21 protein-coding genes are annotated in these 19,038 nt (G+C 49.7%); 12 read left to right on the top strand and 9 right to left on the bottom strand.

The genetic code is table 11. The annotated features are described in order from the left end of the window. Nucleotides 1-549 precede the first annotated feature (549 nt). From KNQ07_RS13210 to KNQ07_RS13190, 5 genes are all read left to right on the top strand, one after another. Complete coding sequence (locus KNQ07_RS13210; protein ID WP_012369198.1) at nucleotides 550-1,929, top strand: PepSY-associated TM helix domain-containing protein; 1,380 nt, start codon at nucleotides 550-552, stop codon at nucleotides 1,927-1,929. Continuing rightward, nucleotides 1,922-2,407 (top strand): FixH family protein, encoded by a 486-nt coding sequence (locus KNQ07_RS13205; protein ID WP_214767208.1) that lies wholly within the window; start codon nucleotides 1,922-1,924, stop codon nucleotides 2,405-2,407. The genes KNQ07_RS13210 and KNQ07_RS13205 overlap by 8 nt, the downstream gene beginning before the upstream one ends. A 192-nt stretch (nucleotides 2,408-2,599) precedes the next feature. Then, nucleotides 2,600-3,973, top strand: a complete 1,374-nt coding sequence (locus tag KNQ07_RS13200) for a copper amine oxidase (protein ID WP_214767206.1) — start codon at nucleotides 2,600-2,602, stop codon at nucleotides 3,971-3,973. A 70-nt stretch (nucleotides 3,974-4,043) separates the two neighbouring features. Then, nucleotides 4,044-4,598: a copper resistance CopC family protein gene (locus KNQ07_RS13195; protein ID WP_214767204.1), complete on the top strand. Its 555-nt coding sequence runs from the start codon at nucleotides 4,044-4,046 to the stop codon at nucleotides 4,596-4,598. Beyond that, a complete protein-coding gene (locus KNQ07_RS13190; RefSeq protein WP_214767202.1) occupies nucleotides 4,526-5,614 on the top strand; it encodes a copper resistance D family protein in 1,089 nt (362 codons plus the stop codon). The genes KNQ07_RS13195 and KNQ07_RS13190 overlap by 73 nt, the downstream gene beginning before the upstream one ends. Nucleotides 5,615-5,658: 44 nt before the next feature. Here the strand turns inward: KNQ07_RS13190 and KNQ07_RS13185 are convergent, their stop codons facing one another. Further along, complete coding sequence (locus tag KNQ07_RS13185) at nucleotides 5,659-7,452, bottom strand: acyltransferase family protein (RefSeq protein ID WP_214767200.1); 1,794 nt, start codon at nucleotides 7,450-7,452, stop codon at nucleotides 5,659-5,661. Nucleotides 7,453-7,586: 134 nt separating this feature from the next. Beyond that, nucleotides 7,587-8,153 (bottom strand): sensor histidine kinase, encoded by a 567-nt coding sequence (locus KNQ07_RS13180; RefSeq protein ID WP_012369202.1) that lies wholly within the window; start codon nucleotides 8,151-8,153, stop codon nucleotides 7,587-7,589. Nucleotides 8,154-8,321: 168 nt separating this feature from the next. Between KNQ07_RS13180 and KNQ07_RS13175 the strand changes: the two genes are divergently transcribed. Genes KNQ07_RS13175 through KNQ07_RS13165 form a run of 3 tightly spaced genes read left to right on the top strand, consistent with a single transcriptional unit; the run spans nucleotide 8,322 to nucleotide 10,749 of the window. After that, complete coding sequence (locus tag KNQ07_RS13175) at nucleotides 8,322-9,374, top strand: bifunctional transcriptional activator/DNA repair enzyme AdaA (protein WP_214767198.1); 1,053 nt, start codon at nucleotides 8,322-8,324, stop codon at nucleotides 9,372-9,374. Beyond that, the gene (locus KNQ07_RS13170; RefSeq protein WP_214767196.1) at nucleotides 9,371-10,426 is read left to right on the top strand and encodes a DNA alkylation repair protein; all 1,056 of its coding nucleotides are present in this window, start codon (nucleotides 9,371-9,373) and stop codon (nucleotides 10,424-10,426) included. Before KNQ07_RS13175 ends, KNQ07_RS13170 begins: the two co-directional genes overlap by 4 nt. Further along, complete coding sequence (locus tag KNQ07_RS13165; RefSeq protein ID WP_012369205.1) at nucleotides 10,423-10,749, top strand: hypothetical protein; 327 nt, start codon at nucleotides 10,423-10,425, stop codon at nucleotides 10,747-10,749. Before KNQ07_RS13170 ends, KNQ07_RS13165 begins: the two co-directional genes overlap by 4 nt. A 238-nt stretch (nucleotides 10,750-10,987) precedes the next feature. Here KNQ07_RS13165 and KNQ07_RS13160 read toward each other — a convergent pair whose 3' ends face one another. Together KNQ07_RS13160 and KNQ07_RS13155 are read right to left on the bottom strand one after the other, a co-directional pair. After that, nucleotides 10,988-11,323: a hypothetical protein gene (locus tag KNQ07_RS13160; RefSeq protein WP_251139554.1), complete on the bottom strand. Its 336-nt coding sequence runs from the start codon at nucleotides 11,321-11,323 to the stop codon at nucleotides 10,988-10,990. Then, the gene (locus tag KNQ07_RS13155; RefSeq protein ID WP_214767194.1) at nucleotides 11,281-11,865 is read right to left on the bottom strand and encodes a DEAD/DEAH box helicase family protein; all 585 of its coding nucleotides are present in this window, start codon (nucleotides 11,863-11,865) and stop codon (nucleotides 11,281-11,283) included. Before KNQ07_RS13155 ends, KNQ07_RS13160 begins: the two co-directional genes overlap by 43 nt. Before the next feature lie 138 nt (nucleotides 11,866-12,003). Between KNQ07_RS13155 and KNQ07_RS13150 the strand changes: the two genes are divergently transcribed. Continuing rightward, nucleotides 12,004-12,528 (top strand): NUMOD4 domain-containing protein, encoded by a 525-nt coding sequence (locus tag KNQ07_RS13150; protein ID WP_188005045.1) that lies wholly within the window; start codon nucleotides 12,004-12,006, stop codon nucleotides 12,526-12,528. Between the two features lie 44 nt (nucleotides 12,529-12,572). Here the strand turns inward: KNQ07_RS13150 and KNQ07_RS13145 are convergent, their stop codons facing one another. Then, nucleotides 12,573-14,228 carry a methyl-accepting chemotaxis protein gene (locus tag KNQ07_RS13145; RefSeq protein ID WP_214767192.1) on the bottom strand — a complete coding sequence of 552 codons (1,656 nt, stop codon included), beginning with the start codon at nucleotides 14,226-14,228 and terminating at the stop codon, nucleotides 12,573-12,575. 117 nt (nucleotides 14,229-14,345) lie between these two features. Continuing rightward, nucleotides 14,346-14,531, bottom strand: coding sequence for a hypothetical protein (locus KNQ07_RS13140; protein WP_214767190.1), 186 nt, complete (start codon nucleotides 14,529-14,531; stop codon nucleotides 14,346-14,348). Between the two features lie 157 nt (nucleotides 14,532-14,688). Between KNQ07_RS13140 and KNQ07_RS13135 the strand changes: the two genes are divergently transcribed. Further along, nucleotides 14,689-15,777: a GGDEF domain-containing protein gene (locus KNQ07_RS13135; RefSeq protein ID WP_214767188.1), complete on the top strand. Its 1,089-nt coding sequence runs from the start codon at nucleotides 14,689-14,691 to the stop codon at nucleotides 15,775-15,777. 51 nt (nucleotides 15,778-15,828) lie between these two features. Here KNQ07_RS13135 and KNQ07_RS13130 read toward each other — a convergent pair whose 3' ends face one another. The 3 genes from KNQ07_RS13130 to KNQ07_RS13120 all read right to left on the bottom strand — a co-directional run bounded on the left by KNQ07_RS13130 (nucleotide 15,829) and on the right by KNQ07_RS13120 (nucleotide 18,117). Next, nucleotides 15,829-16,821: a DNA/RNA non-specific endonuclease gene (locus KNQ07_RS13130; RefSeq protein ID WP_214767186.1), complete on the bottom strand. Its 993-nt coding sequence runs from the start codon at nucleotides 16,819-16,821 to the stop codon at nucleotides 15,829-15,831. A 229-nt stretch (nucleotides 16,822-17,050) separates the two neighbouring features. Next, nucleotides 17,051-17,461: an NUDIX hydrolase gene (locus KNQ07_RS13125; protein WP_214767184.1), complete on the bottom strand. Its 411-nt coding sequence runs from the start codon at nucleotides 17,459-17,461 to the stop codon at nucleotides 17,051-17,053. Further along, a complete protein-coding gene (locus KNQ07_RS13120; protein ID WP_214767182.1) occupies nucleotides 17,446-18,117 on the bottom strand; it encodes a Type 1 glutamine amidotransferase-like domain-containing protein in 672 nt (223 codons plus the stop codon). Before KNQ07_RS13120 ends, KNQ07_RS13125 begins: the two co-directional genes overlap by 16 nt. Nucleotides 18,118-18,264: 147 nt before the next feature. Here KNQ07_RS13120 and KNQ07_RS13115 point away from each other — a divergent pair, with 147 nt between their 5' ends. After that, nucleotides 18,265-18,642, top strand: a complete 378-nt coding sequence (locus KNQ07_RS13115) for a hypothetical protein (protein ID WP_214767180.1) — start codon at nucleotides 18,265-18,267, stop codon at nucleotides 18,640-18,642. Next, the gene (locus tag KNQ07_RS13110; protein ID WP_214767178.1) at nucleotides 18,642-19,019 is read left to right on the top strand and encodes a hypothetical protein; all 378 of its coding nucleotides are present in this window, start codon (nucleotides 18,642-18,644) and stop codon (nucleotides 19,017-19,019) included. The genes KNQ07_RS13115 and KNQ07_RS13110 overlap by 1 nt, the downstream gene beginning before the upstream one ends. Nucleotides 19,020-19,038 lie beyond the last annotated feature (19 nt).

Genomic DNA, 19,038 nt, shown 5'->3' with positions numbered 1-19,038 from the left:
TCCTGGTAATACGAGTGCTGCTGCCATGGCTGTTGCTGCGAATTTTTTCGTGTTTTTCATCTTGTCTCATCCTCTCAAATTTGGGTGTTTATTTTAACCAATCTGGTAATTCATTTCCTCATCGTTCTGAACAGCATACGCACCCGGTTTTGAATTGGATTTAAAAAAGATTAAAAAATATGAAAAAAATTCAAAATCATTTAACTCACTTGCAAAGAAACTAAGTGTTTTCTTATTATATGTACGAAATTATTGTGTGGAATTTAACGAAGCAACTACTTAATTAACACGCAGAGATATCACCGGATTGGCAAAAAATCGCCATAGTGTCAGCGGTCCGCAAATTGTGTAACCGCTTATACTTAATAAGCGTTCACCAGCTGGACATATTTTTCACGGATGTACGGAAAACTGAACTCACTGAAGGGGTGGGGAGAGAAAAGAACACGTAGAATAAGACAGCAGACTCGTGACAACACGTGTGCCATCATAACTCATCTTACATATTGTCATGAGAACATCTACTTAACGAAGAAGCGGGGATTGAACATGAATCAACTCGAGACGAGGGGAACAGAACAGAAAACGGAAAACCGTTCCGCATCATCATTTTACCGGACGGTTTGGCGCTGGCACTTTTATGCCGGACTGATTTTTGCACCATTTCTTGTCATGCTTGCCGTGACGGGATCGATTTACTTATTCAAACCACAAATCGAGAATGTGTTATATCAGAAGTATTATGAAGTGACACCGCAAGAAAACCGGATTTCAGCGACGGCACAAATCAATGCTGTCAAAGCAAACTATCCGGACGCAAGTATTACGAAGTACCGCCCCGGAGAAACCGATGCACGGTCGAGTGAAGTGAAGATTGCGACGGCAGAGGCCTCGTCGACGGTCTTCATCAATCCGTACACCGGAAAAATTATCGGCGAACTGGCGGATGATGACCGGATCATGAATAAAGTCGAAGAAATCCACGGCGAATTGATGGCCGGGACAATCGGAGACCGGATCGTTGAACTTGTTGCCTGTTGGGCGATTGTCTTAATCGTAACAGGATTATTTTTATGGTTCCCGCGTAAAAAAGCAGCCGGTTGGAGTGGTGTCTTGATTCCGCGTCTGCGCCAGGGGAAAAAAATCTTCCGACGTGATTTGCACGCGGTGCCGGCCTTTTGGATTACGGCCGGGATGTTATTCCTGATTTTGACGGGATTGCCGTGGTCCGGTTTTTGGGGCGCCAATTTCCAATCAGTTGCAACCAATCAAGGACTTGGTTATCCACCATCGATTTGGGGAGGAGATGCGCCGGTATCAGCCGTTCAAACGAAAGATGTGGCAGAAGTCCCGTGGGCAGCGGAGACGCTTGACGTGCCGAAATCAAACGTCGAAGGACTTGTTCCGGCATCAATCGATGACATTGTATCAATCGCCAAACAACAGGGGATGGATCCAAGCTTCGCGATCAGCATTCCGAGTGATCCGGCAGGTGTCTACACACTGTCGGCCTACCCGGCGAAAGCGGAAAATGAAGCGACGATTCATCTCGATCAATATTCTGGTGCTGTTTTAGCGGATTACCGGTTTGCTAACTATGGGCTTGTCGGTAAAATCGTTGCACTCGGTATCACGCTGCACAAAGGAACGGAATTCGGTCTGATCAATCAATTGATCAGTTTAGCCATTTGTCTTGGAATCATCTTGGTAGCGGTCAGTGGATTCTATCTATGGTTGAAACGGAAACCGGGCAAAGGGATGGGGGCACCGAAAGGACCGCCGGCGAAATCCATCAAATGGTTTATTCTCGTGCTGATTATCCTCGGTGTCTTGTTCCCGCTGGTTGGTCTGTCGTTAATTGTGGTCTGGCTGGTGGATTTCATCATCATCCGGCGAATTGCGGTTCTAAGGAGGTTTTTGAATGCGTAAGTCCATCCAAGGTCTTTTAGTAAGTGGACTGATTGTCACCAGTACCGGTCTTGCAGGATGTAGTGTTACGTCTGACGCGGCAGAACATTACGCAGTCTCAGCACCGCTGTCTGTAAAGTTTGAAATTCCGAAAGTACTGAAAGCTGATCAGGAAAAACAGTACCGATTCGGAGCGACACTGTGGCAGGATCAAAAAGCAATTAAAGAAGCGGAATATGTCCATTTTGAAATCTGGAAAGCAGATGGAACACTTCGGTACAGTATGGAACCGGCAGATGAAACGAAACCGGGAGTTTACTCGATTGAGAAGAAATTGCCGAAGGAAGGTCTGTATTACATCAAGGTCCATGCCAGCAGTAACGGGGCGATGATTATGCCGACCAGACAGTTTATTGTCGGTCAACTGTCCGCCAACGACTTAAAAATCTTGCAAGGCGGTGCGAAACCGGCTGGTGGAAGCAGCGGGCATCATCATTAAAAAAATAGAACAGTCAAACAGGGTAATGGATTTGAATCCATCATCCTGTTTTTTTTTATGGAAATCTGAAGTTAAAAGTATTTGTTTTTCGAATAAAAATATTTAGAATAAAAAAATTAAAAACATAAAACTATTTGTGAACTCCTTACGTTATCTGTGTGTAGTTTAAAAAAACAAAGGGGTGTTCATAAGATGAAGATGAAAAAGTCGTATCTCGCCGTCCCACTCAGTGCCGCATTATTGATTCCGGCAGCAGGCGTCAGTGCCCATGGTCATGAAGATCATAGCAAGATGTCCCACAGTTCAGGCAAAGTATCTCTAGATGTCTCGTCTCCCGCATCGGATTTGCGAGCGACGCTCGATCAGCTTCTATCTGAACATGCGTATCTCGCTGTTGTCGCCATGCAAAAAGGCATTGACGGCAAAAAAGATTTTGATCAGGCAGCTGCAGCGCTGAATCAAAATACGGATGACTTATCGGCCGCTGTCGGATCCGTCTACGGGGATGAAGCCGGCGAAGCGTTCAAAAAGATTTGGTCGAGCCATATCGGCTACTTCGTGGATTATGTGAAAGCAACAGGCGCTAAAGATGAAGACGCGAAACAAAAAGCGTTGAAGGAACTCGATGAATACCGCGTCGAACAGGCCGCTTTCCTCGATAAAGCGACGGAAGGCCGCTTGAAAGCAGCAGATCTAGAAGGTGGATTAAAAGTCCATATCACGCAATTGTTGACTTCATTCGACAGCTACGTCGCCGGTGATTATGACGCTGCCTACAGCAACATGCGAAAAGCGATCGAGCATATGTACATGGTCGGAGAAGGATTATCGGGCGCCATCGTTACGCAGTATCCGGATAAATTCAAAAATACAAAAGTCGATACACCGGCTGCCGACCTCCGTGCCGGACTGAACCGGAACTTCTCGGAACATGCGGCACTCGCTGTCCTCGCGATGCAAAAAGGAATCGACGGAGCGAAGGACTTTGATGCGGCAGCAGGAGCACTTGGTGAAAACACAGACGATCTGACAGCCTCAATCGGCTCTGTCTACGGCAGTGAAGCCGCGCAACAATTCAAGAAAATCTGGTCGAGTCACATCGGTTACTTTGTGGATTACGTGAAAGCAACAGGTGCGAAAGACGATCAAGCCCGCGACATGGCCGTCAAAGAACTGGATGATTACAGTGTGGAACAGGCCGCCTTCCTGGATGCTTCTACAGAAGGTCGTCTGAAATCAAAAGATCTCGAAGAGGGATTAAAGGTCCACATCGATCAATTGTTACTCGCCTTCAACAGCTACAATGAAAAAGACTACGACAAAACGTACCCGGCGATCCGTGAAGCATACGGTCACATGTACGGAGTCGGTGAAGGAACGGCGACAGCTATCGTCGATCAGTTCCCGGATAAATTCAAAGGTGCGCCGGCCGGTATGCCGAATACTGGTCTTGGTGGAACAGCGGAATCGCAATCTTCAAACGGTATCCTCTGGTCATTACTTGGAATCGCAGCTGCTTCAATCCTCGGATTCTTTGGACTCCGCGGACGTCGCTCACAACACTAATCGGACAACCGAACCCGCTGGAAACAGCGGGTCTTTTTCTACACATTTTCGGTCAAAGGAGGAGTTTACGATGAAAATCAAATGGTTTGTGCTGTTTATTCTGGTTTTATTCGTCGTTCAGCCGTTTTCGGTCTCGGCTCACACGAGTCTAAAGAATTCAAATCCTGCAGAAGGGGAAGTCATCAAAGGAGACTTAACAAAAATCCGTTTGAATTTCGATACGGCGATTGAAAAAACCAGTACGGTCGAACTGAAAACAGCTCAAGGTGACGTGATTTCACTTGAGAAACCCCTGATCATCGGTAATGAATGGAGTGCAGCCGTTCAACAAAAACTCGAAAGCGGAACGTATCTCATACGCTGGAAATTGATTTCGGAAGATGGACATCCGGTCGGAGGCACCATTCGTTTTGACGTAAAAGCAGCTGTTGCGTCAAGCGATGCGACGGACGATCAAGTGGAAGCAACAAAACCAGAACCGCAACAATCAAGCATCGTTCCAACCGAATCAACAGAAACCGTCGAACCGGGACTGTTCCCGACGTTCTTACCTTGGCTCGTGGCTGTTTTGGTTTTGGCAATCATCATCACGTTCTTCCTGCTCCGTCGTCAAAAACGATCATGAGTGGCATCATCAGTGAACTGCTCATCTATATTGGTGGGGCACTTTGGGCAGGTCGGCTCCTGCTTCTGTTTGTGGCAGAAGATAAAAAACCGACAATCGGTTCATTAGACGGTCTTGCGTGTGCCGCTCTCATCAGCATTGTAATTGGATCCGTCCTTCCGTTGTGGCGTGTATATTCTTATTTTCAGCAGGAAATGGACTTATCCTTCCGTGAAGCGTTACGGGCAAGCTTATTTGATGTCCGGATCGGTACGTATTTTTTGATGGTGTATTTTTCAGCACTCGTGGCACTCATCATCGTGTTCATGAAACGAATCCGGCTCATCAAACGGTGGTTGCTGCTCGGTGTGACAATCCCGCTGTTTCTGGGAATTTCCGGAACCAGTCACGCCGCAGCGAAGCATGGCCTGCCGGGGCTTGTGTTACAGACCAGTCATTTTAGCCTGATGGCGTTGTGGGTTGGAGTCGTATTCGTCATCGGTTGGTGTGCCCGGGACTCTAACCACTGGTTGTCGTTTTTACGCTGGTTCAGTCCGTTCGCCCAATTGACGTTTTTAGGGGTCATCGTGACCGGCTTCTTCGTGATGCGTCAAAGTGTTCCGTTAAGCGAGTACAGCAATGCCTGGAACGTTCCGTACGGACAGGCATTGCTGTGGAAACACTTGTTGCTGATTCCTTTGCTCGGTTATGCGTTTATCAACGGGACACTCGTCAAAAGGCGGTTACAGAAGGAACCGGATGTTGATCCGCGGCACGGTCTACGCTTTGAGAGTCTGATCCTCTGTTGTGTGTTTCTTGCGACAGCGACCCTCAGTAATCTAGAACCGCCGGATTTGAACACGCTTGGAGCAGTCAAGCCGATTCTTTGGTCGAACCGTGTCCTGCTCTTATCGGGTTGCGTCAGTATCGGATTGTTGCTGTTGACCTATCAAAAACGCCTGCCGTTTCTGCTCGGCAGTCTGTTCTGTCTCCTTGGTGTCAGCCTGCTCTACATCGGACTCGTGTATACGCTCTAAAACAGCCACCTTCTCAACGATCGGAGAATGGTGGCTGTGTTCTGTCATTTTGTGGTGGTCGCGCACCCTGTCGCTTTGGCAAGCAGCTTCGAGTAGGCCCGGGCACCTTTGATGTTCAAGTGGACACCGTCCTGTTCAAAGTACGACGGATGCTTGACGGCGACGGCATGCCAGTCAATGAGTGATACTCGTTTGCGTTCGGCTGCTTGTTTCAGCATCGTGTTGACCTCCTGTTCCCAGGGACGCGGCACCCGCGTCGTCACGAGGTACACCTGATCGGCATGTGCGAACCGGTCGAGCAGCTCCTCTAATTGCTCGGGACGGAAACTGCCGTTTGTCCCGAGGTGCAGGATGACTTGATGGTCGGTTTGATTGTACGCCGCATACTTCGTGCTGAGCGGAATGGCTTCCCGGAGCTGACGTCCGAGCTTGGCATCGACTGTCACGTGTTGAAGTGTACTGCCGAGATAATCTTCGACCCCGAGCAGCACCGAATCGCCGATCGCAAGGGTCGGGCGGCACATCGAGCGTGTGCGTTTCTCAGGCACCGGATTCGTCGGTTTTTTGATAAGCGATGCCGGTTTTTTATGCGGCGCCGCGACTGTCGGAATCGATTGTTGAGCCGGTTCGTCCGATACGGCAAGAATCGATAAATTCCCGATGAAGCTGAGGAGAAGCAGACTGGCGATGGAAACAGAGACCCACTTCGTCCGGGAAAACTGCCGGAAGGTCCGCGGGTGAATCTGAAATTGTCGGATGTATCCAAGCAGACCAAGCCGGCGGACCGGACGTTCGACGAACTGATAGGACAGTTCCGTCACGACGATCAGGATGACGAGAATCCCGAGACTTCGGAGCCAGGAAAATGTTCCGGTTTGTTCAACTGGCGTCATCAAGGTGATCAGCGGGAAATGCCATAAATACAGACCGTATGACCGTTTACCGATGGCGATCAGCCACTGGGCGGCGAACAACCGGCTCCAAAAAGACGCCGGATGAGCAACAACGGCGATCAGTAACGCCGCAAGAACAGCGACAAATACAAACCCGCCATAATACAGAAAACGACCGTACTCACTTGTCACGAGCATCAGCAAAACAAGCACCGGGACAATCACGGCACCGGTCACGTTCAATAACCGGACACCCCGTGACGGAATCTCTTTCTTGAACCGTTCCGGTCGCCAAGCAAAGGCAAGCAGACTGCCGATCAACAAGGCAAACAACCGGGTATCGGTCCCGTAGTAAACACGGCTTGGATCCGCACCCGGCGTAAACAGAATCGCCATCAGGAGTGCGGACAGCAGGGCAAGGAGTCCGATTCCCCGGAGCAACAGCCGTTTTGATCCGAGTCCAAAACTGAGCACGATCGGAAATATCAAGTAAAACTGTTCCTCGATCGCAAGCGACCACAGGTTTTGAATCGGCGACGGTTTGCCGAACGATTCGAAATAAGAGACGTCATGGACGATATACCACCAGTTCGTCGTATACAACAGAGCCGCCACGCTGTCCTGGCGAAGCGAATGCAACAAGTCCCGTTCAAACAACGTGACATAACTGAGGACAAGCACAAGCAGGACGAACAGAGGCGGGAACAACCGGCGGAACCGGTGCACCCAAAACCGTTTTAAATCGATGCGACCGGTCTGTTGCCACTCACTGAGCAACAAGCCGGTAATCAAGTAACCCGACAGGACAAAAAACACATCCACGCCGAGAAACCCGCCGGTCAGCATCGGTACTGACAGATGGTACAAAATGACAGCGATGACAGCGAACGCACACAGACCATCGAGTCCGGGCATATATGTGGTCGAACGGTTGAATGATTTCATAAGTAAGGAGCTCCTTCATGGCTGTGCCTAAAGAATGACATTCTCTAGTGTATCGAATTCCATTTCCGAAGGAGTGTCGAACCAGTAACAACAAAAAAAGATGAGCTCAATTTTTTTGAGTTCATCCTGTACCGTCATCCCTCTTTATAAGCATCCGGCAAGACAACCGAGACGATAAACCGGTTTTGTTCCGACGTTAGTTGCATCGTCCCGTTGTGCCGGGCAACGATTTGTTCGATGATCGACAGACCGATGCCGGATCCACCATTGGACCGTGACATGTCGGACGTGACGAAAGGGGTTGCCAGTTCCGTCAGTTGATGCGGCGTTAAGGTCTCCGGGATAGCATTGGAGCAACGGAAGGTCAAGTGACCGCTTTCTTGGAGCACTTCGAACGACAAATCACCTGTTCCGTGAAGTGTCGCATTACGTACAAGATTTTCGATCAAGCGCCGCAACAGGTTCGGGGCAGCTTGAACGCTCAAATGAGCCGGTCCTGCGTACCGATAAGTCGTTTCCGGGTGACGCGCGCGCAATAGGGCTTGGGTAATCGCCCCGTCACCGGCGCCGACTTCGATGATGACGTCCGGATGATCGGCGACTGCCCGCTGTGCCATCATTTGTGCTAAACGGGGACTGCTTGGGGCAATCGCGCCAATCGTTTTGGGTGATTGGATGGCTTCCTTTAAAAAATCAAACATATGAAACCTACTTTCTTCTTAAGTATATCACCGATGATACAGGTCATATCTTTCACAAACAGGAGAGAATTCTTAAGTTTGTCTTAAGAAAACATCCGTGCCTGATTTTCGGCGACATGACTAACGGCAAACTCGGTATACTGAGGAAAAGAAGGGGAGGGACACGTGATGAATACCTTACCGGAAACGGATTATTATGAAGCGCTCGTCCGTCGTGATGGTTCGTACGAGGGGACATTTTTTGTCGGGGTCAAGACGACGGGGATTTTTTGCCGGCCGACCTGTCCGGCACGGAAACCGAAGCAGGAGAATTGTGAGTTTTTTGAGACGGCGAAAGAGGCGTTACTGGCTTCGTACCGGCCGTGTTTACGCTGTAAACCGCTCGCTTACCCGGGGGACAGTGAGGTCATCACCCGCTTGATTGCAGCGGTCGAAGCAAATCCCGAAAAACGCTTCAAAGACGCCGACTTTCGTGAACTGGGACTCGATGCCTCGACCGCACGACGGCAGTTCAAAAAAAGATTCGGGATGACGTTCGTCGAATATGCTCGGTCACGCCGGATGGGACTGGCGATGAAGGAAATCCGGAAGGGGCAACCGGTCATCGAGGCCCAACTGGCAAGCGGTTATGAATCGAGCAGCGGTTTCCGCGATGCCTTTGCCCGCATTTTGGGCGAGACACCGAAACGTTGGAGTGGAGCCTATCTGCAGGCGAAGTGGCTCGATACGCCGCTCGGACCGATGCTGGCGATTGCCGATGAAGGAGGACTGCATTTACTCGAGTTCGTCGATCGACGCGGACTGGAACGGGAAGTGGAACGGTTGCGGCTGACAGCCCGGGCTGTGATCATTCCCGGCGACGCCCCGGTGTTTGAACAGGTGACGGTTCAACTGGAAGAATACTTTGCCGGAACGCGCGACCGATTTGATCTTCCGCTCGTTCTCTACGGGACGCCGTTTCAACGGCAGGTCTGGGAGCAATTGTGTTTAATTCCGGCGGGCGAGACAATTTCGTATCAGGAACTGGCCGTCCGTGTCGGAAATCCGGCAGCCGTCCGCGCCGTCGCCCGGGCGAACGGCGCCAATCAGCTGGCGATTCTCATTCCCTGTCACCGGGTCATCCGGCTGACCGGAGATCTTGGCGGGTACGCCGGCGGCTTGGCACGAAAAGCGGCTTTATTAAAATTAGAACGGACGAAGAGAGGATTGAATCATAGATGAGTTTGATTAAAGATGTCTTTACGGACGAGTGGCTCGACCGGTTGGGCAAGGCGTTAAACGCTACCGATTTCAGAAAAACGGTGCAACAGGAGGACTGGGAGGAACTGGCGTTTAAACAACGGGTCCGTCGGATTGCGACCCGACTGGAACATCATGTACCGGCTGAATTTGAACAGGCGGCGACCCGGCTCGAGACGATTGCTCCGGACTTTCCGGGATTACCTGGAATTGTGTTTCCGGATTATATTGAAATTCAGGCGAAACACGGCGACTGGGACCGGGCTATATTGGCGCTCGAACGATTAACACCGCATTCGACATCGGAATTTGCCGTCCGTCGGTTTTTGCTCGATGATCAGGACCGATTTTTAGAGGTGGCGACGCGATGGAGTCAGTCGAGTGACGAACATGTCCGACGTTTAGCGTCGGAAGGAACCCGTCCGCGTTTGCCGTGGGGACAGATGATTCCCTCACTGATTGCCGATCCGCGACCGGTCCTGCCGATTCTCGATTCATTGCTTGAAGACGACGCCTTATACGTCCGAAAAAGTGTTGCCAATCACTTGAATGATATCGCAAAGACCCATCCGGAACTCGTCATTGAACGATTGGAGCGGCTCGGAACGCATTCGCATACGGACTGGATTTTACGGCATGCCTCACGAACTCTGTTGAAACAAGGCCACCGGGATGTCTTAAAAGCCTTTGGTCTCGTTACGCGGGGAACCGTGACCGTCGACGAACTGACGGTCACACCGACACTGGCAATTGGCGGAGAACTGGCTTTTTCCTTTCACGTGACGACAACCGAACCGCAAGTCCTACGGATTGAATATGCGATCGACTACGTCAAAAAACGGGGGACGAGTCAAAAAGTCTTTCGGATCAGTGAGCGGCAGGTAACGGGACGGGAGACGTTTGCGAAGCGGCAGTCGTTCCGGAATTTGACGACACGGGTCCATTATCCGGGAACACATCAAGTGACGATTTTAATTAACGGAGAAGCCTATGCGACGACGGAGTTTGATGTCACGAAGGAGGAAACAACATGAAAGGTCGCCATCCGGACTTTACGACATCCCGGTTATCGATTACAGCTACGGATACTGCCAACGGATGTATCTGGGTACTGAAGAAAAGAGAGAACGAACAGGTCGCTCTGATTCAATTAACCGGTCAGCAGCTCAGCTCTGACGCAATTGATCCGTCCGACCGTGACGGCTATATCCAAGAAGCCTTGACCGTCATCCTTTCGTATCTCGCGCGGACGTTGCTGTTGCCATTCGTGACAGGAGAGGGCGGAGAAGCAGAGATTTGGCTTGAGAATGGATTTTATAAGGACGGTCCAGTCTTTCGTCGTGACTTGACGCATTGAAGTGGTGAAAATCATTAAACAAAGAGAGCCAAGAATCGTCTTTCCACCACTCGCTTTTCTCAGGCGGAACGCAAGCCGCGGTCGTCCTCGGACGACCGGGTCTCGCCTGTTCCTGACGGAAGCGCGCTTCCTTTTCCTGTAGAAGTCGAGTGGAGTCGACGATTTTTTTGAATCGATCAAAATAAAACCGTCTCTTCAGAAAATAAGCTTCTGAACAGACGGTTTTTCGTGTGCAGTATTAAGGCTCTGAAATGCCGTTTGCGAGTAACAACATAAAGGTGATGACGGATAACGACAGTAAAAAAGCAATGTTCGCTAAGATGCTAAACCATTTGACGTAGCTGTTCTCCGATCGAAGCCCAAGCACCAGTAAAACGATGTATCCGATTCCGACCAGGAGGTTGAGTCCGATCGGTACCCACAGGCTGAGATTCGGGAAAAACCGTCCACTCAGCAGGTAGGAAGTCAGCATATTGAACAGAAGCAAACCAAGCGTCAAGAAAACCGGCAAATACGTCTGCTTGGACTGGGTCATTGTTCGACCAAACGTGTCGACCAGTTGAAGTGTCGGCAAATGGCGTCGGCACTATCGGCGGCTGATCGTCCCTCGGTATCGAGCCTTAAGTAATTCGGATACGGCAACTCTCCCGGGAGTGAGTGCGTCCGGTATTGTTCAGCTGTTTCGAGCAAGTTCGCTTCCGACGCGGCAATATCCCGTTTCGTAAACTTATGTAGTAAGCGGTTTTCCGTCTGATTCCGGGCAAGACGGGTCGACAGGGCAGCTTCAAGTTCAATGATGAAGACCTCGGCACCGGCTTCTTCAAACAGTTGAACGGTCTTTTCGATGAATTCGATACCTCCGCCTTCGACGCCGAACAGGCACAAAAATGTAAAGATCACCCCTTCGAGATCACTGACGGCCATCTCTTTAAACATCTCCCGCCGGATCAAGTCCTTCAGCTTATGGTGCGCCGGCTTCGTAAAGTCAAAGTACGGATGCAACAGGTCAATCGTCTGATGGTTATGGAATAATTTCATGCTCGTTTTTTGTTCGAGTTCCTGACCAATCGTCATCTTGCCGACGGCTTGCGGACCAAGTAACATCACAAACTTCATCCCTGACACCTCTTCCTTTTTTTGTTAATACTAGCACAGAAATCCGGAGTGTTCCTATTAGAACGTTTGTTCGTAAAATGATATAATGGCAATAGGAAATGTTGCTGTTTTTTCGACCGAATGGAGGTCATTGATTATATGGAACACTGGAAGATGGTAGACGGTTATGAAGGGATGTATCAAGTTTCAACAGCGGGGAATGTCCGCTCGCTCGACCGGATCATCGAGACGAGTCGTGGTGTTAAACAACGGCGACATGGCGTTGTCTTGCGACCGCGGATCAATCAGGAAGGCTACCGGAAAGTGACGTTGTACAAACAAGGACGGGGAGAACGGTTTTATGTTGCCGAGCTTGTCGCCAAGGCGTTTCTCGATTCCGAGGCCGTGCACGACCGGATTATCCGGGCGGACGGTGATCGTCTAAACGATCAGATCGATAATCTGACCGTCAAACCGTCTGTGAGTCAAGCGTATGCGTCGCTCCTCGACGAGTTCGACTTGTTATTGACGCAACATATCGAATTGTCGCCGCGGCAGATTCGGGACATCCGCTACCGCTATCAAGCAGGACAGTCGATTCGCCGGTTAGCGATGGCGTATCAGGTGACGGAAAACCGGATCCGTAACATCATCGATAAGAAGGAAGCCCAGTATATTAGTTAAACAAAAAACAAACCCTGTGCTTTTGGCACGGGGTCTGTTCGTCTTTACTGGGACGGACCGACAATCGTCCTGTTAAGAGACTCAATTTGTTCACCGATGATGTGACCGTGCTGTTTCAGTTCCTGTTGCCGGGTACTGTTGGCCTGAATATTTGCTTCGAGTGATTGGCTGTAGTGGGTCAGCTCAAGCAGAATCGTTTCAATCAGTTGGAAGTGTTGCCGAATCTGCGGCTGTACCGAATAGACGAGCGTACGGTCCGTCTCGACCTGGACGAGCGCGGCTTCAATCTGTTGGGCATGATCAAGGACGGAAGCAATCCGTCGGGTGCTCTGTTCAAGCTGTTCGTGTGTCGTCTCGATTTGGGTCGTCATCTGGACAACATCTTGTTCGATCTGCCCGATGCTGGCCGTCAAATCCCGGTTCGCCTGGTTGATGTGATCGATACTTCGTTTGATGTCGAGCGCAAGTGACTCGACTTCCTTGGCGACGATGACGAAACCGCGCCCTTCTTCGCCTGCTCGTGTTGCTTCAATCAAGGCATTCAGCGATAAGCGGCGTGTCGCTTCCGCCACCTGTTGGATGTAGAGGATCGAGGCATGCATTTGTTGATTGCGTTCGGTCGCTTCTTCCAGTGACTGTGACGTGTTGACAGACAGGGTCCGTAATAACGTTGTATCCTGTTGCAATGAGTCGAGGATTCGATGACTCGTCGTCGCTTCGTCATTAAAGGAGCTGACCCGTTGATGGCTCGTTTGGATCGACTCGTCCATCGTCGCGAGTGCTTCAATCGAGGTCGTCAACAGTTGCCCGGATTCCGTGATGATTTGTTCCATCTGCGTCGACTGGTCCGTCAACGACGTCGCCACTTGATGGACGTCAACGATAGATTCATCAATCGATGCGAGTTGGGACGAAAAACCGGGTTGAGTTGCCTCCAGTCGTTCGCTCGCAATTGCGATTTCTTGCGTCAAGTTCCCGACTTGCTGCATCAGTTGGTTGTATTGGTGCGTCAATTGCTGTAATTCAAACGTCGTCGTTTTGATGCTGATCGGTTGATAGGTCCGCCGTGCATATGCCTCTTCAATCTTTAAGGACAAGACCGACAGCGGAGCCAGTTGTTTTTTGATTCGGGCACGGATCAACAGACTGACGAAACAGAGGACAATGATTCCGAGCACACCGAGTTTCAAGGCCAGTGCCTTAGCGGGTGCGACCAACCGTTCCTGATCGACCGATAAGAACAGGACATCATTTACTTCCGGAATCGACATGGCGAGAACGAACCGGTCGTTACTCGTAAACGTCATGACGCGTGCTTTCTTCAATTGTTGCGTCACGTCTTTTTTTTGTTGTGCCGTCAACGCCAACGGTTGAATAGCTACGTTTTTAGTTGCGAGCGACTGAATGGCCGCATCGTACTCGTCCCTTGCCATATCGGCGAGCTGTTGATTTTTTAATCGTTTGATGGCGCGTGTCCGTTCCTGTTCGTCTTCCGGATACGCCAAGTAGATGGAGCGGATATTGGCATCAAGCATCGTCATTTCGCGTTCAAACCGTTCGCTGACGGACTTCGTCGACGCGCGGTAGAGTTCTTCAACGCTTAAAGCACTGATCAGTAACAGTCCCGCCGCGACGATCGGGATCAGCCAGTTGTTTAATTGTTGGGCCAAGAGTCTTTTTTTCTGTGTAGGTTGCTTCATTTGTTTTATCGCCTCCATGCTTCCTATCGGAAAGGAAGGAGGCATAATTTATGAAGGTAACGTAGCGTTCTTGTAAAGGTTCAGCGCACAAAAAAGGACATCCGAGGATGTCCACTGTCAGCTGGCATGCGACAGGTAAGTCGAGACGAAACTGGTCGTCATCTGCAGGAGCTGTTGTGTTTCTTCTTTTGGTTCTGACGTGACATAAATAATCAGGGCAGCGGCGACGGCGACAAAAATGATAATGACAAGAATGACGAAGAACGGCATCTTGCTTTTCTTTTTTTCCTCTTTCATATCCATGATGCGATTACCCCCTTATGAAGTAGAAACGGTCTCTTTGAAGTGATTCCCTGATGAAAAAAATGGAAACCTGTTAAGCTACTTGAAACAGGTAAGAAACAGTCCGATAAAGAACTATAACGTATAAGGAATTTGTTTTACGTAAGGAGCGTACAGCATGTTGAGTCAGTTTAATCAGTTTCTGTTAAATTTTTCGTTATTGATCACCTCACTGTTATTTGCCTTTTTACCATTACGCCACGTCAAACGAATTTCACCGGCTTCACCGGTCAAGCTTCGTATTTTGGTCGGATTCATTGCCGGATTTATCAGTGTATTGCTTGTCCTCAACAGCATTACGTATGATGGCGCCAAAATTGATTTACGGCTTGTCGCGCTTGTCACGGCGTTTTATTACGGGGGGTGGGTCAGTGGCGGCATTACGACGCTAGCGATTATTGGCGCCCGGTTTGCCGTCACGCCGCCGGGGGCTTACGAAGGGTTGCTCCTGACCGGTTTAATTTGTATCGCTTTACTTATCACGGCAAGCATTTACCGTCGATTTGCGTCGCATACACTCAAAGATTATTTAGTCTTGATCGGTATTGGGATCGGCTACAGTTTACCTGCTCTTTATCTATTAACGGAGACGTTTAACCGGTTTCTTGAAATCGCCTTGGTCTACATCATTTTCATGTTATTGGGCGGCTACGTGACGTATCGTTTCCTGCAGGAACTACGGAAACATTTCCAGTTCGTTCAGATGCAACAGGAACTTGCTTTGACGGATGGCCTGACGAATCTTGCCAACCGGCGGAAACTGGATGAGACGCTGTCTCACTATGACAAACATGGATTTGCGTTTTCCGTTCTGATTGTCGACATCGACTTTTTTAAATCGGTGAACGATACGTACGGACATGACGGGGGTGACGTCGTCTTGCGTCAACTTAGTCATCTGTTGCAACACTGTAGTCCCGACGAAGCCGTTGTCGGACGTTACGGCGGCGAAGAGTTTGTTGTCCTGTTACCGGACACACCGCTTAAAGAAGCCGTTCGGCTTGGCGAAACAATCCGTTTGGCCTGTGCCGATCAGCATTTTGTCTTCAGTACGTATCCGGCGTTTCATGTCACGTTATCGATTGGTGCAGCATCGTCGGATCAGGCGGACACATCGTTTGAAGTCGTTCAAAAAGCTGATCAGGCATTGTATCAAGCGAAACAGACGGGACGGAATAAGGTCGTCGCGCATAGCGAAGAAAACTAAACAAACAGGCGGGCTCCTCGGAGTCCGCCTGTTTCATGCTGCACGTAAAAATTATTCGCCGACCATCCCGTCATGGTCATTGTCCCGCATGTACGGATAGAGCCAATGATCATCCGTGATTGGCATCGCGAATCCGGCGTCTTTTGCTTCCTGGATTGTAACTTGTCCGTTGCCGTTCGCGTCGACGGTTGAGACGTCACCCGTTGCGTCCGAAGCTGGTTCCGGATCGGCAGGAGCTTGTACCGGTTCTTCTTTGTCTTCGGTCAGACCGAGTTCGGCATTCACTTCATCCGGATTGACGTTATCGAAATCATCGACGATTTTATTTCCACGTAGCGTATACGTATAGTGATAATGCGACGGGATTTGTGTGTTCGTATCCGGATACGTAATCGTCGCTTCGAAGTCCGTCACCTCACCGGCTTTACGGATAGTGTTTTCCATATAGGCCTGATCCCCGTGTCGGTTGAGCGTGCTGTCCTGCGGGGTGATGTTGTACGCATTTGAGACCCCGCCGAGCGAATCGGCGATGACGTGTCCCTCATCAAGTTGAGGACTCTCGACGCCGGGGACTTTTGCTTCGTCTGAATAATAGCGACCGGATGACGTCGTCTCCTCCGTATCATTTTGTAAGATGATTTTTTTCGCGATTACTTTAACGAGTTGGGCATGTTCGTTCGTAAACGCCCAATATTTCCGGTTGCCGAATCCGATATTGACGACAGCATTCGGTTCCCGATCACCGGACAGATCGCCCCCGTCGACGTTCAATTTTGTATAGCCCGAAAAAACGGAGTTCTTCGAAGACTTGGCTGTCGCCTCAGCAGTGGCCGTTTCGGTGTTCGCCGGTTTTTTCGTGACGGGTTTCTCAGAGGTTTGGTCTGCTTCGGCCGGTTTGGTTTCTGTTTCCGTCTGCTTCGGTGAATCCTTCTGAATGGTTGATTGGTCGGTCTTTGGTTCTTGCGAAGCTGTTTCTTCACCGGCACATCCCGTTAAGAGAAGGGTAGCCAGTGGTAACGCAAAGTAAGTAAAGGATAGTTTCATAGGTAGACTCCTTAAATGGCATGACATACTTGTTCATTTTAGGAATCTTTTATCCTGAATACAAGCTGATTTTAAATATCTAACTAAATGAGAGATATATTGGCAGGTAATTTATCAAAAGTAGTGTTTCAACAGATAGACATTTCATAATAAAAAACACGCCACTAAAAGTGACGTGTCCGGACGGATGACTGGAATGAAATGGTCAGTTCCATAGGAAGAACTGTCTTTAAGAGGAAATCAACTGTGGGAAAATCTGATACCGCTCAAAATCAGCGAGGATATTGGGTGCAATCTGTTGGCGGAGTGTCGATTCATCTGCCCACATGTAGGCGTCGTGCTCATCGGACAATTCGACGGTCCGAGTCGTGGCGGTGCAGAAGTAGACCAGCAAAATGACTTGGCGGTCCGGGTGCGTCATGAGACTCGAAGCATACGCAATCCGGTCGACGGTGACCGTTAACCCTGTCTCTTCCTGGATTTCCCGAATCAGGCTGTCTTCCGGCAGCTCACCGAAATCGATTTTTCCACCTGGGCATTCCCACGTTCCGCCACCGGAGTCGGCAGCGGCGCGTTGAACGATTAAACTGTGAGTGCCGTATTGAACGATCCCTTTGACGGCAGTTACGATGGTCGGCATGATATCTCTTCCTTTCTTTGCAGGAGGACGGGCGAAGGTCCTTCCTGTTGGACCAGTTGATTGTTCTTCAGATGAATCCCGGCTCGTTCCGGTAAGCCGTAACCGAAGGTGCTGTTCGTTGAACGGAACGCTTGTCGTAAGTTTGCCTCTTCCTGCCACGCGTCGTAATGGACGGAAACTACAGCATCCGTAAGCAGTCCGAGCCCGTTCAAGACAAGTGCGTTCCCGTCCCGTTGATCAATCGCAGGAATCCGGCATTCGTCCGGTGTCAGTAAGGCACCGGCGGAAAAGCCGGCGACCGGAACACCATGCTGAAACCGTTCCTGAATGAGAGCGCCGATCGGTGTGCCGACGATGAACTGTTGGTAACGCTCCGTTTCACCGCCCGAGATGACGATACCGGAGCTTGCTACAAGCTCGGCGAGTTGTTCGTCTGTCGGACTATCCGATAACGGCAAGTGGAAAAACGCTTTCGCACCACATGCTGTTAAGGCATCCGTATAAGTCGGTGCATAATCTGCCCAGGACGAGCCGGGACGCGGAACATAGAGTAATACAATCGGTCCTGTCCCGTTCGAACATGAGACAAACGTTTTACAGAGTCCGGATGTAAACGGGGGACCGCCGCCAAATAAAAAAAGCTGTTGATTGATCATGAATGCTACCTCCTTGCTAAAATCATTCTTTTATCCTAAAAGAAAATTCAAAACAAAGGTACCTTAATCTTTTTTTGGGATAGGTAGAAAACGGAAAATGAATTATACTGGGAATACTAGGGAGAGTTCGAAAAGGAGTGAAGTGAGATGGAGACCATACAACTGGAAAAAATGATATACCGGGAGTCAGGCATGGGGGAGGAACAAACATTTTTGTGGACAAAAGCGACACGAGAACTACGGTTGGAAGATGCGAGGAATAAAGAAAAAAGTGAACAAATTCGCGTCTTGTCGCAGTCGGAGCAAACGGAGCTGGAACAACGTTTTCGTCAAGCAGACGTCATCCACTGGGAACCGGTCTACACGACGGAATGGTTGATTCTCGACGGGACATATTGGGAAATCAGTTGGAGCGAATCAGACAGGAACAGAACGTCTCAAGGTAGTAATGCGTACCCGGACGGCTGGGAATTACTTCGGGATTGGCTGTACCGTCAGTTTGAAAAGGGTGAGGGGGAGTTTTGATGAAGAAGTGGTGGATTGGACTCGTTGTCTTAGCGGGATACAGTATTCCGTTCGTCTATTTGGCATTGCTCGAAGACTTCAAGACAGGAACGTTACTCGGTTATGTCGCGTTACTCATTGGATTCACCGTGCTTGCTTTCATCGGACAGCGGTGGGGTCATCTGCTGTTTGTGGTTGCCGGTAATATCGTGTCCTATTTCGTATCGATATACTTTGCAGGTCAGATGGACACTTTCGGCTGGGACGGTTACTTCAAACCGTTAACCGCCGAACAACTCATCCTGCTAGTCAGCCTCTTAATGCTCATTCCACAGTTGATTGCTATTTTGGTCGCAATATCTAAAGAAAAACAACGGATGAAGAATAAGACGACATAATAAAAAACACGCCACCAAA

The sequence above is a fragment of the Exiguobacterium sp. s145 genome, from assembly GCF_018618835.1.
Taxonomy (GTDB): domain Bacteria; phylum Bacillota; class Bacilli; order Exiguobacteriales; family Exiguobacteriaceae; genus Exiguobacterium_A; species Exiguobacterium_A artemiae.
Note: the sequence above shows the minus strand (reverse complement) of the source record. Positions and strands in the feature narration are given on the sequence as shown.

Bases quoted from the DNA above. Each gene is read 5' to 3' on its own strand.
- KNQ07_RS13185 (WP_214767200.1), bottom strand. From the start codon at position 7,452: ATGAAATCATTCAACCGTTCGACCACATATATGCCCGGACTCGATGGT.
- KNQ07_RS13140 (WP_214767190.1), bottom strand. From the start codon at position 14,531: ATGGATATGAAAGAGGAAAAAAAGAAAAGCAAGATGCCGTTCTTCGTC.
- KNQ07_RS13125 (WP_214767184.1), bottom strand. From the start codon at position 17,461: ATGCCGACCATCGTAACTGCCGTCAAAGGGATCGTTCAATACGGCACT.
- KNQ07_RS13110 (WP_214767178.1), top strand. From the start codon at position 18,642: ATGAAGAAGTGGTGGATTGGACTCGTTGTCTTAGCGGGATACAGTATT.
- KNQ07_RS13195 (WP_214767204.1), top strand. From the start codon at position 4,044: ATGAAAATCAAATGGTTTGTGCTGTTTATTCTGGTTTTATTCGTCGTT.
- KNQ07_RS13130 (WP_214767186.1), bottom strand. From the start codon at position 16,821: ATGAAACTATCCTTTACTTACTTTGCGTTACCACTGGCTACCCTTCTC.
- KNQ07_RS13155 (WP_214767194.1), bottom strand. From the start codon at position 11,865: ATGAAGTTTGTGATGTTACTTGGTCCGCAAGCCGTCGGCAAGATGACG.
- KNQ07_RS13165 (WP_012369205.1), top strand. From the start codon at position 10,423: ATGAAAGGTCGCCATCCGGACTTTACGACATCCCGGTTATCGATTACA.
- KNQ07_RS13200 (WP_214767206.1), top strand. From the start codon at position 2,600: ATGAAGATGAAAAAGTCGTATCTCGCCGTCCCACTCAGTGCCGCATTA.
- KNQ07_RS13180 (WP_012369202.1), bottom strand. From the start codon at position 8,153: ATGTTTGATTTTTTAAAGGAAGCCATCCAATCACCCAAAACGATTGGC.
- KNQ07_RS13205 (WP_214767208.1), top strand. From the start codon at position 1,922: ATGCGTAAGTCCATCCAAGGTCTTTTAGTAAGTGGACTGATTGTCACC.
- KNQ07_RS13120 (WP_214767182.1), bottom strand. From the start codon at position 18,117: ATGATCAATCAACAGCTTTTTTTATTTGGCGGCGGTCCCCCGTTTACA.
- KNQ07_RS13175 (WP_214767198.1), top strand. From the start codon at position 8,322: ATGAATACCTTACCGGAAACGGATTATTATGAAGCGCTCGTCCGTCGT.
- KNQ07_RS13135 (WP_214767188.1), top strand. From the start codon at position 14,689: ATGTTGAGTCAGTTTAATCAGTTTCTGTTAAATTTTTCGTTATTGATC.
- KNQ07_RS13170 (WP_214767196.1), top strand. From the start codon at position 9,371: ATGAGTTTGATTAAAGATGTCTTTACGGACGAGTGGCTCGACCGGTTG.
- KNQ07_RS13210 (WP_012369198.1), top strand. From the start codon at position 550: ATGAATCAACTCGAGACGAGGGGAACAGAACAGAAAACGGAAAACCGT.
- KNQ07_RS13145 (WP_214767192.1), bottom strand. From the start codon at position 14,228: ATGAAGCAACCTACACAGAAAAAAAGACTCTTGGCCCAACAATTAAAC.
- KNQ07_RS13115 (WP_214767180.1), top strand. From the start codon at position 18,265: ATGGAGACCATACAACTGGAAAAAATGATATACCGGGAGTCAGGCATG.
- KNQ07_RS13150 (WP_188005045.1), top strand. From the start codon at position 12,004: ATGGAACACTGGAAGATGGTAGACGGTTATGAAGGGATGTATCAAGTT.